Below are 16,605 nucleotides of genomic sequence, written 5' to 3'. Positions count from 1 at the left end.
TTGAACTCAAATCTTTAATATGGAATACAATCATCAAGAAATTGAAGCCAAATGGCAAAAATTCTGGGCGGATAATCAAACTTTCCGCACTGGGACAGATAAAACAAAACCAAAATTTTACGCCCTAGACATGTTCCCTTATCCATCTGGAGCTGGACTTCACGTGGGACACCCAGAAGGTTATACAGCAACTGATATTTTGAGCCGTTACAAACGTGCTCAAGGCTTTAATGTTCTTCATCCAATGGGCTGGGACGCTTTTGGTTTACCAGCTGAGCAATATGCTATGGACACAGGGAATGACCCTGCGGAATTTACAGCTGAAAATATTGCTAACTTTAAACGTCAAATCAATAGCTTAGGTTTCAGTTATGATTGGGAGCGTGAAGTAAATACGACTGACCCTAAGTTCTACAAATGGACGCAGTGGATTTTCACTAAACTTTATGAAAAAGGGCTAGCTTATGAAGCAGAAGTTGCAGTGAACTGGGTTGAAGAACTCGGAACTGCCATTGCCAACGAAGAAGTACTACCAGATGGTACCTCTGAACGCGGAGGTTATCCAGTGGTTCGCAAACCAATGCGTCAATGGATGCTTAAAATTACAGCTTACGCCGAACGTTTACTTGAAGACCTTGAAGAAGTGGATTGGCCAGAGTCAATCAAAGAAATGCAACGAAACTGGATTGGTAAATCAGTTGGGGCAGACGTTACCTTCAAAGTTGAGGGAACGGACAAATCATTTGAAGTCTTTACAACTCGTCCTGATACTCTTTTTGGCGCGACTTATGCTGTTTTGGCTCCTGAACATGATTTAGTTGATGCAATTACAACGCCTGAGCAAGTTCAAGCGGTCGCTGATTATCGTCGTCAAGCCAGCCTCAAATCTGATTTGGCTCGTACAGACCTCGCTAAGGAAAAAACTGGCGCCTTTACAGGTGCTTATGCGATTAATCCAATTAATGGACGGAAGATGCCAATTTGGGTTGCAGATTATGTTCTGGCCTCTTATGGACACGGTGCTGTCATGGCTGTACCTGCTCATGATGAACGTGACTGGGAATTTGCTAAAGTTTATGGACTTGAAATTTTGCCTGTTGTTGAGGGTGGAAATGTAGAAGAAGCCGTTTATACTGAAGATGGTCCGCATATTAATTCAGAATTTTTGAATGGTCTTGATAAAGCACAAGCGATTGAAAAAGCCATTGAATTTTTGGAAGAAAAGAAAATCGGGAAGAAAAAAATCACTTACCGTTTGCGTGACTGGCTCTTTAGCCGTCAACGTTATTGGGGTGAGCCAATTCCAATTATTCATTGGGAAGATGGAACATCAACTGCTCTACCCGAAAATGAATTGCCACTTGTTTTACCGGTGACTTCTGACATCAAACCTTCGGGAACTGGTGAGTCACCATTGGCTAATCTGACAGACTGGTTGGAAGTTACACGAGAAGACGGTGTAAAAGGTCGTCGTGAAACGAACACAATGCCTCAATGGGCAGGTTCAAGCTGGTATTACCTCCGTTATATCGACCCACACAATACTGAAGCCTTGGCTGATCCAGAGCTCCTCAAAGAATGGTTGCCAGTTGATATCTATGTCGGAGGAGCTGAACATGCAGTTCTTCACTTACTTTACGCTCGTTTCTGGCATAAAGTACTTTATGACTTAGGAGTGGTGCCAACTAAAGAACCTTTCCAAAAACTCTTTAACCAAGGAATGATTTTGGGAACTTCTTATCGCGACCATCGTGGAGCACTCGTTGCAACTGACAAAGTTGAAAAACGAGATGGTGGATTTTACCACATGGAAACGGGCGAAGAACTTGAACAAGCACCAGCTAAAATGTCTAAGTCTCTTAAAAATGTCGTGAATCCTGATGATGTTGTGGAACATTATGGTGCTGATACATTACGTGTATATGAAATGTTCATGGGACCACTTGATGCAAGTATTCCTTGGTCAGAAGAAGGACTTGAAGGAGCTCGTAAATTCCTTGATCGTGTCGTTCGGATGATTGATAATTCAGAGATTAGTGACAAAAATAATGGAGAATTGGATAAAGTTTATAACGAAACAGTGAAAAATGTCACTGAGCGTTTGGACTTGATGTATTTTAATACAGCTATTTCCCAATTGATGATTTTTGTCAATGCGACAAATAAAGCGAAAGTTTTACCTTTGGAATACGCCAATGGATTTGTTCAACTTTTGGCACCATTCGCACCACATATTGCCGAAGAACTTTGGGTAAAATTAGGGAATGAAGCTGGAATTTCTTATGTTGCTTGGCCAACTTTTGACGAAAGTAAATTAGTTGAATCAGAAGTTGAGATTGTTGTTCAAATCAATGGAAAATTGAAAGCAAAAATCAAAATTGCCAAAGACTTAGGACGTGATGAACTTGAGAAAATTGGTCGCGAAGCCGTTGCTGAGGCACTTGAAGGTAAAAATGTTGTCAAAGTCATTGCTGTTCCAAATAAATTGGTTAATATTGTTGTAAAATAAAAATGACAATTAGAATATTCATCAGATAAAACCCACAAGATTGGCTGTCAGTAAATATATTTTGATAGCTAAAGTATAAAAGTGAACTAAGCTGGTTGACGAATTTGTCAGCTAGCTTATTTTATTTTGAAAAAATACTTATCAATGAATCAGAGAATTCTGTCAGTAAATCATAGTCGTTTTAAAAAGACAGGCTTACAAAAATAACTTAGAAGTACTTTTAGAAAGGTTTGGTCAGTAAAAATGATTGATTTCTTACCTGAGCAAGTACGTACGCTCAATGAACTAGAAACTGCGGCTTTCAACTTCATCCTATCTAATTTATCAACTATCGATAAAATGTCAGTCAGACAACTTGCACAAGCAGTTCATGTTTCGACTGCAACAGTCATGCGAATGACTAGAAAACTTGGCTTTGAAGGTTGGGTAGAATTAAAGTATTATCTCAAAAATCAAAATCAATTAGCAGAAATTCCAGTTAATTATTATGAAAATTTATTGCAACTCGATCTGTTTTTACGAAAAATAACCTCTAAGGAAGCGGGGATAAAACTTGAAGAAGCTATTAAACTCATTCGTGAAGCTCGCTATATTATCTTTATTGGAGTGGGTTCATCTGGCGCTTTAGCTGAATATGGAGCTCGTTATTTTACAAACATTGGCTTAGAATCTTACGCCATTTCTGACCCTTATCAAGCTGTCAAAGGAAAAGGGGCGCCAGACGTTTTAAGCATCGTCTTATCAGCTTCTGGTGAAACTGATAAAATTATTGAACGAGTCGTTAAACTAAGAGAGGAAGCCTCCGCAAAGATTATTTCAATTACTAATCATCCAGAAACAACATTATCCAAACTTTCAAATATCAATCTGACTTATGGCTTTCAAACGGAATATTCTGCCTATGACCCTCTTGAAAATTTGACATCACAACTGCCTGTCATTGCTTTTATTGAAATTTTGGCCCATCAAGCAATAGAAAAAAGTGATAATCGTAACTAATCTTGTAACATGTGACAAAGATAAAAATACCTCTTGCAAATATTTTTGTAAGGGGTATTATTGTATTGTAAACGTTTTAATTGGTGAAAGAGAAGTCTGAAAGGACATTTTATTTCATCTTATTTACCTGAGTTTGGTGTGCTAGAAACTTATGAAAAAAGATAAAATTTGCCATAGTCTCTAAGCGAGCACCCCTCACATCTTAATCAATTGAGTTCGCCCTCCTTGAAATGAGTGAAAATGCGATTCGCCTTGCGACTTTAGTCGCTTAGAGCGAATGGACAGCGTAGCAGCTTGCTGCGTAGATAGATAAAATTTTGAACCTGCACAAGTGCAGAACCAAAAATTTTCCTAATTTTCCTCATTTCAGAACAGTCGGGCTCACATCTTAAAGGAGGTTTATTTATGAACGGCTTCATAAATAATAAAGTATTGCCGCCAATTATGAAATTCGTGAATACACGAGCAATGACGGCTTTGAAAAATGGGATGCTATTTGCGATGCCATTTATCATTGTTGGGTCAATTTTCTTAATTTTGGCGAACATTCCAATTCCACCTGTTGCCAAATGGTTATCAGACAATGGCTGGTCAGCAATTTTTACGCAAGCATTTAACGTGTCATTCGGTATTCTAGCCATCTGGGCAGCAGTTGGGATTGGCTATTCTTATGTCAAAGAAGCTGGATTTGGCGATGTGGCTTTACAAGGTGGCTTAACTTCTCTTTCTGCATTTTTCATTGTTCAATCTCTAAGTATTGCAAATCCAATTACGGCGGCTCTATCCACTGGAAAAGAAGCATCAGGCATTGGAAATCTCACGGGAGCTCAAGCAACGGCTGCTTTTGAAAAGCTTCCTCATGCCATGCAAGTTTTCTTGAATAACCCAGTGACAGGAGTGCTCAATTTAACTTGGAATGGTGGTCAAGGAATGATAGCCGCCATCGTTATCGGTATTTTATCAGGTTGGGCTTATTCGGCAATGATGAAAGCTGGTTGGAAAATTACCCTTCCTGAGCAAGTTCCTTCAAATGTTGCCAATCAATTTACATCAATGATTCCAACAGGAGTAATTGTCGTCGCCGCTACGGTTATTTATGCTTTGTTCGATAAAATTGGACATACTGATGCAGTAACCTTTATTTACCACTGGTTATCAGTTCCTCTACAAGGCTTAGGTGGCTCATTTGGCGGAATCATTATTATTTCACTCTTAGTTCCATTCTTCTGGTTCTTTGGGGTTCATGGTGGGATTATTATGGGGGCTATTACCTCTGCCTTCTTGATTCCAAATACTTTTGCCAACGCTTCACTTTATCAGTCACACAAGCTAAGTTTAGCTAATGGCGCTCATATTGTGACCAATGAATTTTATAATAACTTTATTAATCTTTCAGGTTCAGGAATTACTTTTGGATTAATTATCTTTACGATTTTCTTTGCTCGTTCTGAACAGATGAAATCAATTGGTAAAGTAGAGTTAGTCCCAGGTTTATTTAATATCAATGAACCTTTCTTATTTGGCTTGCCCCTTGTATTGAATCCTGTTCTTGCTCTACCATTCTTCCTTGTTCCAGTTGTGGTTTCAGCAACAGTTTATGGTGCCATTTATTTCCATATTGTTCCGCCAATGAATGGTGTTGCTGCTCCTTGGACTACGCCACCCATTATCTCTGGATTCTTAATCGGAGGTTGGCAATATGCGGTGCTACAAGTTATTGCACTTTTAGAATCAATTTTGATTTATCTTCCATTTGCTAGAAAGTATGACAAAATGCTGTTAGAAGAAGAAGCAAAAACTGACGCTGATGAAGCTCTTGCTTAGTCAAACTAATAAGGAGTTTAGAAACTCCGAAGAAGCTTTTTTCTTCGGAATTTCTTTTTATAAAATTAAAGATAAAAGGGGACAAAATGGAAAATAAAATACCAAAAGATTTTTTCTGGGGAAATTCAACTTCATCAATGCAAACCGAAGGAGCGTGGAATGAAGGGGGGAAAGGACTTTCCGTTTATGATGTGGATACTGCGGGGCGTCGGGCTAAAGATTGGCAAGTAACTAATGATAATTACCATGACTATTCACAAGACCTTGAGTTGATGAAAAAAATGAATATGAATATGTACCGCTTTCAGATTTCTTGGTCACGTGTTGTACCTGATGGTGACGGCGCATTTAATGAAGAAGGAATTGCTTTTTATAATCGATTAATTGACGATTTACTTGCTCACGGAATTGAACCTATGATTTGTCTTTATCACTTTGATATGCCATTAAATCTGGCTGAAAAGTATGATGGTTTTTTGAGTCGAAAGGTCAAAGAGGCTTTTGTTCGGTTTGGGCAAGAAATGATGAGAAGATTTGCTGACAGAGTAAAATATTGGATTGTTTTCAATGAACATAATCTTTATTTTGCTGACGGCTTTGAGCATTACTCAGGAGTTTTGAAAAAAGACCTAACGCTCTCTGATATGTACACTGTTTTTCATCATACGATGCTTGCTCATTGTGAATTGGTTCAGTTTTTGCATCAGAATTTTGAAGGAAAAATTGGTGGAATGTTAGCGACAACAGAGATATATCCAGCCAGTCCGTCTCCAAAAGATAATTTATATCTTAGAAAATTTGATGAATTTTACAATCGAAATCTCTGTGATGTTTACGCTTTTGGACATTATTCACATGAAGTTATGACTTTTGTTAAAAATCAGGAAATTGATATGGATTTCCAAGAAGGAGATGATGAAATTTTAAGAAATGGTATTTCTGATTTTATTTCTTTTTCATATTACCGTTCCGTTTTATTAGATGCCAGTCAATTGTCTGAAAATGATGCGCCAAATTCTTACTTGACCAAGGGGATGAAATTAAATCCCTTACTTGAGCATAATCAATGGGACTGGTCCATTGACCCTGAGGGATTTAGAAGGATTTTAAGTAAAATCTATAATGAATTTGGCTTACCAGTCTTTCCTATTGAAAATGGAATTGGTCAGTCAGAAAGTTGGAATGGGAAAACTGAAATTGCTGATGACCTGAGAATTTCTTATCATCGAAGACATCTGGAAGCTATGGAAAAAGCGATATTTACTGACGGAGTCAAAGTACTGGGCTATCTTGGCTGGGGCTTAATTGATATTCCCGCTTCATCAGGAAATATTGATAAACGCTATGGAGCTGTTTATGTTGACCCTAAAAGTCTTAAACGTATTCCAAAAAAATCATTTTATTGGTTCAAAAAAGTTTTTGCTTCAAATGGGAATCAGTTGGAAGAATAATGTGAGTTAATTCAATTTAAATAAGTCCATTATTAAAAAATGAGAATTACTGACGAATCTGTCAGCAATTCAAGAGTTCAGAATCTGCCAGTCCTGGCAGATTTTTTGATACAATGAAAGCATTGAAAAAACTTGAGAGGGAAAAAATGTCTTTTTTTACCACAAATGATTTAGTAAACATAAATTTTCATGATTACGGAAGCGCAATGAATCCTCCTATTATTTTGATTGGGGGTTACTCATCAAGTGAGGTGACTTGGTTTGCACAAATTGAGGCTTTCGTAAATGCCGGATACCGGGTCATTACTCATGATCATCGCTCACATGGGGATTCACAGAAAGTTGATTATGGCTTGACTTTGCATCGATTGGCCATGGATTTAAAAGAATTGATTGACCACTTGCAACTAAAAAACGTCATCTTAATCGGACATTCAATGGGTGCGGCAACAATTATGGCTTATGAAGAATTATTTACTGACGAAAATGTAAGAGCAGTAATCACAGAAGACCAAGCGCCAACTTTTTTTAGATCAGCTGACTGGTTAAATGGTCAATATGGGAAAACACTAACAGAATTATCATCTTTTATTGATGATTTCCCCAAAACTCGCTTGACTCAAAAAAAACTTTCAGATACAGTTAAACGCACTTTAGGACATGGTATGAAACCATTTGATTTTAAACGGTTTCGTCCCTTATTGCAAAATGTAATTTTACAGGACTGGCGAGCTCAACTGACTCAGGAAAAAAAGCCACATTTATTTTTTTCAGGAGGTCAATCCCCTATTTTTCCGGCTATTCATGCCCAAGCAGCGCGTGAACTACAAAAAAATCCAGATTCCGAATGTCAAATTTTTGAAGGATGTGGTCATATTTTACATTTGGAAGAAATTGAAAAGTTTAACCAAGCGGTCATTGATTTTCTTTATAAAATACAAAAAGACTGATTCTGTCAGTTTTTTTTGCTGACCGTCAGTAAAAGTTAGCTTCTTACCAAAGTATTAAATAAATTTTATTTTCATATCATTTTTTTCTAATGAAAAAACTTGGTAAAATAGAACTAAGAAATGGAAAGGAGCCAAACCATGAAAAACATGAACATGGAAGTTGCCCAACAAGAACAAACTGATAATCATCAAATCGTGAAAAGTCATAAAATTGAAACTAAGGTCATGAAATTAGTTGTGGACAGTTACTTACAAGGCGCTCAAACCTGTGAAGTACATGACGGAAAAATTCTTGGCGTAAGTATCCATCAGGGAGCCTGCGATAGTATTCATCTTTTCATCAATGACGACCATAAAGTAACCGTTGAAGTGAGTCAAGGCATTAGTCGAATTTCACTGATGAAAAAGAAAAATATTGAAGACATTGATTATATTCTCCCCTTTATGAAATGTTTGGGAGTATCGGAAGGTCAAGTGATGAAAAATTATCCAACCATCTAAAAAAGAGCCGTAATAAACGGCTTTTTCCTATTTTAAAGTTCAAAAGGTCAATTTATAAACAGAAAAGTGTATATTTATTTCGATAAAAGGTATAATATTTTTGGATTTATTATTAGTAGGAGGCCAAGAGAAATGGCTAAGAAAAAAATAGTTGTTGTAGGTGCTGGATTTGCTGGAGTGTCAGCGACACGCTTACTTGCCAAAAATTTGAAAAATGATGCAGAAATTACTGTCATTGATAAACATGATTTTCAAACTTCCATGACCCAACTTCATGAGGTTGCGGCAAGCCGTGTTGAACCAGATGCGGTTCAATATCAGTTAGAACGAACAATTGGTAAGTTTCACAATGTAAATGTTGTGAAAGATTCTCTGATTGAACTTGATAAAGCTGGCAAAAAGGTTATCACAGAAAAAGGAAGCTATGATTATGATTACCTTGTAGTGTCAATGGGAGGCGAGCCTAACGATTTTGGAGTTCCAGGTGTTAAAGAATATGGATTTACCCTTTGGTCACTTGAAGATGCTTTGAAAATTAAAGCACATCTAAAGGAAATGGTGCAAGCCGCAGCCAAAGAGTCAGATTTAGAAAAACGCAAAAAACTGCTCACATTTAGTGTTGCTGGTTCAGGTTTTACCGGAATTGAAATGGCTGGTGAGTTGATTGACTGGCGAAAAAAAGTTTCTAAAAAATACGGTATTCCTGAATCTGAATTTACAATTAATATTGTGGAAATGATGCCAACCATTATGAATATTTTGGATCGTAGCCTAGCTGACAAAGCTCTTACTTATCTTCAAAATAAAAATATTAATGTGCTGGTCAATCACGGGATTACTGCTGTGGCAGAAGATCATATTACTGTAAATGTTGGCGGGCGTGATGAAGAAAAAGTTGTTAAGGAAATTCCAGGGAACACCTTAATTTGGACAACAGGTGTTCAAGGAAATACAGAAGCAGAAGCCTGTCAACTTTCAGAAACAGAACGAGGACATCGTCTCCAAGCGAATGAATACATGGAAGCAATTGGAAATGAAAACCAAGGAATCTATGTCGCAGGTGATGTCTCAGGCTATATCGTTCCAGAAAATGGTCGCCCAACTCCACAAATTGTTGAAGCTGCAGAACAAACTGGAAGTACTGCTGCGAAGAATATTATTGCGGATATTAAAGGTGGAACAAAAACTAAATTCTCAGGGAACTACCGTGGAACGCTTGTTTCAATTGGTTCTGACTATGCCGTTGGAACAGTTGGAAAAACAAAATTGAGTGGTTTTTCAGCAACCTTTATGAAACATATGGTTTATCTTGTTTATACCTTTGAAATTCGTTCAGGACATTACTTCTTTAAATATATTAATGACCAACTTTTCCACAAAGGAGCGATTTAATTAAAATCACTAAAAAAACAAAACTTTTCTAAAATAATTTTGGAAAAGTTTTTCTTGTGTAACAGTTTACAAATTGCTCTAAAAAGGATATAATAGTGCCTGACGTTATTATTATATTACTAATAGGAGAACCGTTCTAAATGACTAAGAAACAAATCGTAGTCATCGGTGGTGGTGTTGCAGGAGTACATGCGACGCGTGAGCTTTCTAAAAAGCTTAAAGCAGATGCTGACATCACATTGATTGACAAACATAGTTACCACACAACCATGACTCAACTCCACGAAGTTGCAGCTGGTCGTGTTCCATTCACAACTGTACAATATGATTTCCAAAAGCTTTTAGGAAAACGTAAAAATGTTAGTCTTGTGACCGATTCAGTAGTCAGCCTTGACAAAGAAAATAAAAAAGTAATTACAAAACATGGTAGTTACAACTATGACTATGTTATTGTTGCGCTTGGTGGAGAACCAAATGATTTTGGCGTTCCAGGTGTAAAAGAACATGGATTTACTCTTTGGTCACTTGAAGACGCAATGAAAATCAAACGTCACTTGGAAACAATTGTTCAATATGCTTCCACAGAAGTTGACGATGAAAAACGCCGTGCTTTATTGACGGTTTCAGTTGCTGGTTCAGGATTTACTGGTATTGAAATGGCCGGTGAATTGATTGACTGGCGTAAAAAAGTTTCAACAGATTGGAAGATTCCTGAAGAAGAAATCACAATCAATGTTGTTGAAATGATGCCAACAATTCTTAATACATTAGACCGTAAACAAGCAGATAAAGCTCATGCTTATCTTGAAAAGAAAAATGTTCACGTTTTGACTAATCATGGAATTGTTGAAGTGGCCAAAGACCATATCAAAGTAAATGTTGGTGGACGTGACGAAGAAAAAGTTGCCAAAGAACTTCCAACACATACATTGATTTGGACAACAGGTGTTCAAGGAAATACAGCTGCAAAAACAGATCTCAACGAAACAGAACGCGGCCATCGTCTTCAAGCAAATGAATACATGGAAGCTGTTGGTTTTGAAGGAAAAGGGATTTATGTAGCTGGTGACGTTTCAGGCTATATCGAACCAGATACTGGTCGTCCAACACCACAAATCGTTGAAGCCGCAGAACAAACTGCACACACAGCAGCAGCAAATATTCTTGCAGACATCAACGGTGGAAGCAAACATAAACACGAAAGTAAATACCAAGGAACAATGGTTTCAATCGGTTCAACTTGGGGAGTTGCTAAAATCGGTAGCATGCGTCTAACTGGTTTCTGGGCAATGTTGATGAAGAATATTGTTTACTTTATCTATACATTACAAATTCGCTCAGCACATTATTTCTGGCGTTATGCCTTGGATGAAGTCTTCCGCGTAAAAGATAATCGTAACTTTATGCGTGGTCATACTTCACGTCAAGGAAATGTACTTTGGGCTGTTCCGCTTCGTATTTTCTACGGTGTCGTTTGGTTTACCGAAGCAATCAAGAAAATTGTGGGTGACGGTCAATACTTCAATCCAACGACTTGGTTTGGTAAAGGTTCATGGTTTACAAATGACCTCAAATTCCCATTCTCATGGTTACAAGAAGCACCAAAAGCAGCAGATGCTGCAGCTGGAGCTTCAACAGCCGCTTCATCAAGCTCTAGTGTTGCAGATGCCGCAGCAGGTGCCTCAGGTGCAGCAACAACAACCGCTTCAAGTGGTGGTGGAGAAGCCGCACACAAAGCAACTGAATGGGGACTTTCATATGCTTATGGCTCTGACCCAATGACTGTATTTGATAAAGTGCCACATTGGATGGAACCAATCTTTAAGTTCATGATTCCAAACCGTGAAGTTGCCTTGTTCATGCAAAAATTCATGTCTATCGTTGAAATCTTCCTCGCACTTGCACTCATTTTTGGACTTTTCACTTGGATTGCAGCAGCAGCAACAGCCGCTTTGACTGTTATGTTCTCACTTTCAGGAATGTTCTACTGGGTTAACATTTGGTTTATTCCAGTGGCAATTGCCCTCATGAATGGTTCTGGTCGTTCATTTGGTTTAGATAAATGGGTTCAACCTTGGATTCAAAGATGGCTAACCAAGATATGGTATGGTCAATCACGTTCAATTTATAAAGGACGTCAATAGAAAGTAGCTCTTCAGAGCTATTTTTTTTTGCCTGAAAAAGCTTGAAAATTATGTTATGATATTTGAAGATAAAAGATAGTTTATAAACTATCTTTGTAAGAACTGAGGTTTAAATGGATAATTTAAGATATAAAAGTGTCTTTGACATCATTGGTCCAGTGATGATTGGACCATCAAGTTCACACACGGCTGGTGCGGCTCGCATTGGTAAAATAGTACGTTCTATCTTTGGTGAACTTCCAGAAAAATTAGAGATTCATCTTTATGAGTCTTTTGCTAAAACATATAAGGGTCATGGAACGGATGTTGCTCTTGTTGCTGGGGTTTTGGGAATGGATACGGATGATGAACGATTGCCAATGGCTCCGCAACTGGCTTATGAGCAAGGAATGGAAATTTCTTATGTACCACATCCAGAAGAAAGAGCAGATCATCCAAATACCGCACGTTTAATTGCCAAAAAAGGTGACCGAACGATGACGGTGACAGGTATTTCTATTGGTGGTGGAATGATTCAAGTGACAGAACTCAATGGATTTGATATTGCAATTTCGGCTGGCGTACCAACATTTGTTGTCATCCATGAAGACGTTCCCGGAATGATTGCTAGGGTTTCTAGCCTTCTTTCCGAGCATCAAATTAATATTGCTCAAATGAATGTAACCAGGGAAGCCAAAGGTGAAAAAGCCATTATGATTTTAGAAGTTGATACACCAAATGTTAAGGAAGTAATTGGGGAAATGAAACTTATTCCTCGCTTGCATGCTGTCAATTTCTTTAATTAAAAACAGTAGAGGAATAAATATGTTTAAAAATATAGAAGAATTAATTGAGGATTCTAAAAACTATTCTTCAATAACAGAATTAATGATTGCGATTGAAATTGAGCAAACTGGGCGAAATCGTGAACAAATCTGGGAAATGATGGAACATAATCTAGACACGATGCTTGATTCTGTTAAAAAAGGATTGGTTGGAAAAAAATCACTGACAGGTTTGACTGGTGGTGATGCAAAATTAATGGACGACTACATTCAATCAGGGAAAGCTTTGTCAGGAGATATTATTTTAGGAGCTGCGCGTGATGCAGTTGCGGTAAATGAGGTCAATGCCCAAATGGGTCTGATTTGCGCTACTCCAACTGCTGGTTCCGCTGGATGTTTACCGGGGGTCTTAACTTCGGCAATTAAAACATTAGGTTTGACACATGAGCAACAAGTCGAATTTCTATTTGTTGCTGGAGCTTTTGGTCTAGCAATTGCTAATAATGCAACAATCTCGGGTGCTGAGGGAGGATGTCAAGCGGAAGTTGGTTCAGCCTCAGCAATGGCTTCGGCCGCTCTTGTTCTTGCTGCAGGAGGTTCTGCTGAGCAAGCAGGTTATGCAATTGCCATTGTTTTACAAAATATGTTAGGATTGATTTGTGACCCTGTTGCTGGTCTGGTCGAAATTCCCTGTGTTCACCGTAATGCAATGGGCGCTTCACAAGCGATGATTTCTGCTGATATGGCTTTGGCCGGGGTTAAAACAGTAATTCCAGTCGATGAAGTTGTGAATACAATGTATAATGTCGGGCGCTCTTTACCAGCAGCTTTTAGAGAAACAGCCGAAGGCGGATTGGCTCAGACAACCACTGGACGTAAGATTATGGAAGAATTATTTGGTTAAGATTAAACTTAAAGATTCGAATATGAGATTCGAACTTTATTTTTTTGAGTTGAATACTTGACTTTTAGTGTTTACGCGTGTAAACTTATTTTATGAAAACGAATATGGAAAGGAGAAAAAATGAACGAAATAGAATTTAATGTTTCAAATGCCGAATTAATCGTTATGCGTGTAATTTGGTCTTTAGGAGAAGCACGAGTTGATGAGATTTATGCCCAGATTCCTCAAGAATTAGAATGGTCTTTAGCCACGGTAAAAACCTTGCTTGGCCGTTTAGTAAAAAAAGAAATGCTGAGTACCGAAAAAGAAGGAAGAAAATTTGTTTATCGACCTTTGATGGAAGAATGTACAGCAATTAATTTGATGGCAGATGGACTGATTCAAAAGGTCTGCCAAACAAAACATGTAAATGTTTTACAAGAAATGATTGAAAAATCTACTTTAACTGCACAAGATTTGGAGTTTTTGCAAGAATCGCTTAAAGCCAAAGAAGTGGTTGAGCAAAAGCATTGTAATTGTCTAGAAACCAGTGGTCTTTGCGCCTGCAAACATGAACATGAGCAAATTTCTGCTTAGAAAAGAGAGAATTGAAAAATGAAAGAAACTTTAAAAATTGATGGAATGACTTGTGATCACTGCGTGATGCACGTAACAAATGCTTTAGAATCAGTTGAAGGGGTTGAAAAAGCCAAAGTATCTTTGAAGAAAAAAGAAGCACTTGTAAAATTTGATGCTCCTGCCGATTTGGATCAAATGGCACTTGCTGTTGCGGAAGCTGGTTACAAAGTAATTTAAAAAACACTTCGTTTGTGAATTGAAATTAAATTTGCTAGAATGAAATTGGTAAAGCAAACCCCAAATATTGTTTTACTAAATAATAACAGGTCATCTTCATTCCCCAAATGGAGATGATTTTTTCTTGACTTTTTAAGTTTACAATTGTAAACTATACATATAGATAAAATATGAGAAGAGGAACTAATGAGAAGTCAATCATTTGTAATTACAGGAATGACCTGTGCAAATTGTGTAAATACAGTATCAAAAACTTTGAATCAGTCAGATAAAATTGTTGAAGCGACAGTTAATTTAGCCACGGAAAAAGCTAAAATTGTAGCTGATGATAGCTTAACTGATCAGGAAATTATCAATTTAGTGGAAAAAGCGGGTTATGGTGCCATTGTTAATGACAAGGCTCACCAAGAGAAAATCGCAAGACAGGCGGCAAGAAAAGCGAGAAACTTGTCTTTATCTTTTTGGATTTCTTTAATTTTGACTTTGCCCTTAGTAGTTGCAATGTTTGCTGATATTTTTGGAGTACATGCAAATTGGGTGATGTTTTTACATGAACCGCTCTTACAGTTGATTTTAGCAAGTCCGGTACAATTTATTGTTGGTTGGCGCTTTTATGTCGGAGCTTATCATGCTTTACGTAATAAATCGGCAAATATGGATGTTCTTGTTGCTTTAGGAACATCTGTAGCTTATTTTTCAAGTTTGATTTTGGCTGTTTTTATGGGTCAAAAAAATGCTTTAAATTTTGAATCATCAATGGTGATTATTACTTTAGTGGTCATGGGTAAACTTTTAGAACATAATGCAAAAGAGAAAACAACACAGGCAATTACTGGGTTAATGTCTAGTCGAGCAAGCGTTGTTCATACAGAATCTGCTGATTTAGCAATTGAAGAAGTGAAAATGGGACAAGTCATTCGGATTTTGCCAGGGGAAAAAGTTCCTTTGGACGCCATGATTCTTTCTGGGAAAGCTTCGTTCGATGAATCCATTTTGACTGGTGAGTCCCTCCCAGTGGTCAAAATGGATGATGAGATTGTTTTTGAAGGAACGATAAATCTAGATGGCGAAGTCAAAGCCGTTGTTGTCCATGATTTAAATGATTCAACCATCTCTCGCATGGTGGAAATGATGAGCGAAGCTCAGGGTTCTAAGCCAAATATTCAAAAATTAGCTGACAAGATTTCGGGAATTTTTGTCCCAATTGTCCTCGCAATTGCCTTGGTTACTTTTGTTGCAACTTGGGCTGTCAGTGGAATTTTACTGACAGCAATCATGCACGCCGTGGCTGTATTGGTCATTGCCTGCCCTTGTGCCCTCGGTTTAGCAACACCAACAGCAATTATCTCGGGAACTGGCTTGGCGGCAAAGAATGGTCTATTGATTAAAAATGCTAATGCTTTGGAACTTGCTGGTTTAGTTGACACAATCTTTTTTGACAAAACAGGGACGATTACAACAGGTGAATTTGAATTGACAGACTTTAAATTGCTGACAGAAAATGAAAAAATTACTGACAGAACTGAGTCTATCAAATCAAAAATGTTAACTGATGAATTTAAAATTTTGGCGAGTCTTGAGGCACATTCTAATCATCCTTTGGCTAAGTCGCTCAAATTTTCTGGTGATTTGTATGACTTAACAGATTTATCTGAACTTGCCGGTCGTGGTTTGTCAGCAAAAATTAATGGTCAAGAATATTTTGCAGGAAATGATAAATTGATGACGGAGTTAAATTTATCAGTTCCTGAAACTGAAGATACGGTCATTTATCTAGCGGATAAAGAAAAATTATTGGCAATGGCTATCTTTAGTTCAAGTCTAAAAGAAGATAGTGTTGATACAATTCGTGTCTTGCAAAAACGTGGAATAAAAACGGTGATGTTGACAGGAGATAATGCCAATTCAGCCGCAAAAATACAAGAGCTGATTCATTTAGATGAAATCAAAAGTGGTTTGCGACCTGAAGAAAAAGCTGAAATTGTCCAATCAACACCAAATTCAATGATGGTGGGTGATGGAATTAATGATGCCATTGCCCTAGCTTCAGCAACCGTGGGTCTGGCAATGGCAACCGGTTCTGACATTGCTATGGAAGCTGGAGATGTAACGGTGATTGGTGGGCAACTCCATAAAATTTCAACTTTCTTTGAAGTCGCCAAAAAGACGATTTCAAAAATTAAACAAAATTACTTTTGGGCATTTGTTTATAATATTATAGGAATTCCGCTTGCTGCCTTTGGATTACTTAATCCAATGCTTGCCGCCGCGGCAATGAGTTTATCATCAGTTTCAGTTATCTTGAATTCATTACTTTTAACTAAAGCAAAAATAAAAAGCGTTGATTAATCAACGCTTTTTATTTTTAGAAT

Annotated in this window: 12 protein-coding genes and 1 pseudogene; all 13 read left to right on the top strand. The window is 37.6% G+C overall.

Features of this window, described 5'->3' with window-relative positions:
* Positions 1-19 precede the first annotated feature (19 nt).
* A complete protein-coding gene (gene leuS / locus RSC39_RS02620; protein WP_332534898.1) occupies positions 20-2,509 on the top strand; it encodes a leucine--tRNA ligase in 2,490 nt (829 codons plus the stop codon).
* A gap of 243 nt (positions 2,510-2,752) precedes the next feature.
* On the top strand, positions 2,753-3,508 hold the full coding sequence (locus RSC39_RS02615) for a MurR/RpiR family transcriptional regulator (protein ID WP_332534896.1): 756 nt from the start codon (positions 2,753-2,755) through the stop codon (positions 3,506-3,508).
* 405 nt (positions 3,509-3,913) lie between these two features.
* The gene (locus tag RSC39_RS02610; RefSeq protein ID WP_063281614.1) at positions 3,914-5,332 is read left to right on the top strand and encodes a PTS sugar transporter subunit IIC; all 1,419 of its coding nucleotides are present in this window, start codon (positions 3,914-3,916) and stop codon (positions 5,330-5,332) included.
* An 86-nt stretch (positions 5,333-5,418) separates the two neighbouring features.
* Positions 5,419-6,783, top strand: coding sequence for a glycoside hydrolase family 1 protein (locus RSC39_RS02605; protein ID WP_063281613.1), 1,365 nt, complete (start codon positions 5,419-5,421; stop codon positions 6,781-6,783).
* Positions 6,784-6,929: 146 nt separating this feature from the next.
* Complete coding sequence (locus RSC39_RS02600) at positions 6,930-7,733, top strand: alpha/beta hydrolase (protein ID WP_332534892.1); 804 nt, start codon at positions 6,930-6,932, stop codon at positions 7,731-7,733.
* Positions 7,734-7,871: 138 nt separating this feature from the next.
* On the top strand, positions 7,872-8,234 hold the full coding sequence (locus tag RSC39_RS02595) for a hypothetical protein (RefSeq protein WP_063281611.1): 363 nt from the start codon (positions 7,872-7,874) through the stop codon (positions 8,232-8,234).
* 132 nt (positions 8,235-8,366) lie between these two features.
* Positions 8,367-9,608: pseudogene (locus RSC39_RS02590) on the top strand (NAD(P)/FAD-dependent oxidoreductase); the annotation flags it as partial.
* Positions 9,609-9,766: 158 nt separating this feature from the next.
* Entirely contained in the window at positions 9,767-11,770 is a 2,004-nt protein-coding gene (locus tag RSC39_RS02585; protein ID WP_332534890.1) for an NAD(P)/FAD-dependent oxidoreductase, read from the top strand.
* 113 nt (positions 11,771-11,883) lie between these two features.
* Complete coding sequence (gene sdaAB / locus RSC39_RS02580; RefSeq protein ID WP_011675783.1) at positions 11,884-12,555, top strand: L-serine ammonia-lyase, iron-sulfur-dependent subunit beta; 672 nt, start codon at positions 11,884-11,886, stop codon at positions 12,553-12,555.
* Positions 12,556-12,574: 19 nt separating this feature from the next.
* Positions 12,575-13,438: an L-serine ammonia-lyase, iron-sulfur-dependent, subunit alpha gene (gene sdaAA, locus RSC39_RS02575; protein ID WP_021036962.1), complete on the top strand. Its 864-nt coding sequence runs from the start codon at positions 12,575-12,577 to the stop codon at positions 13,436-13,438.
* A gap of 120 nt (positions 13,439-13,558) precedes the next feature.
* A complete protein-coding gene (locus RSC39_RS02570; protein ID WP_063281609.1) occupies positions 13,559-14,014 on the top strand; it encodes a CopY/TcrY family copper transport repressor in 456 nt (151 codons plus the stop codon).
* An 18-nt stretch (positions 14,015-14,032) separates the two neighbouring features.
* Entirely contained in the window at positions 14,033-14,233 is a 201-nt protein-coding gene (locus RSC39_RS02565) for a heavy-metal-associated domain-containing protein (protein ID WP_011835520.1), read from the top strand.
* Between the two features lie 186 nt (positions 14,234-14,419).
* Positions 14,420-16,582: a heavy metal translocating P-type ATPase gene (locus RSC39_RS02560; RefSeq protein WP_332534886.1), complete on the top strand. Its 2,163-nt coding sequence runs from the start codon at positions 14,420-14,422 to the stop codon at positions 16,580-16,582.
* Positions 16,583-16,605 lie beyond the last annotated feature (23 nt).

Source organism: Lactococcus sp., from assembly GCF_036648155.1.
Lineage (GTDB): Bacteria > Bacillota > Bacilli > Lactobacillales > Streptococcaceae > Lactococcus > Lactococcus cremoris.
The sequence above is the reverse complement of the archived record's forward strand: the minus strand, read 5'-3'. Positions and strand labels throughout refer to the sequence as shown.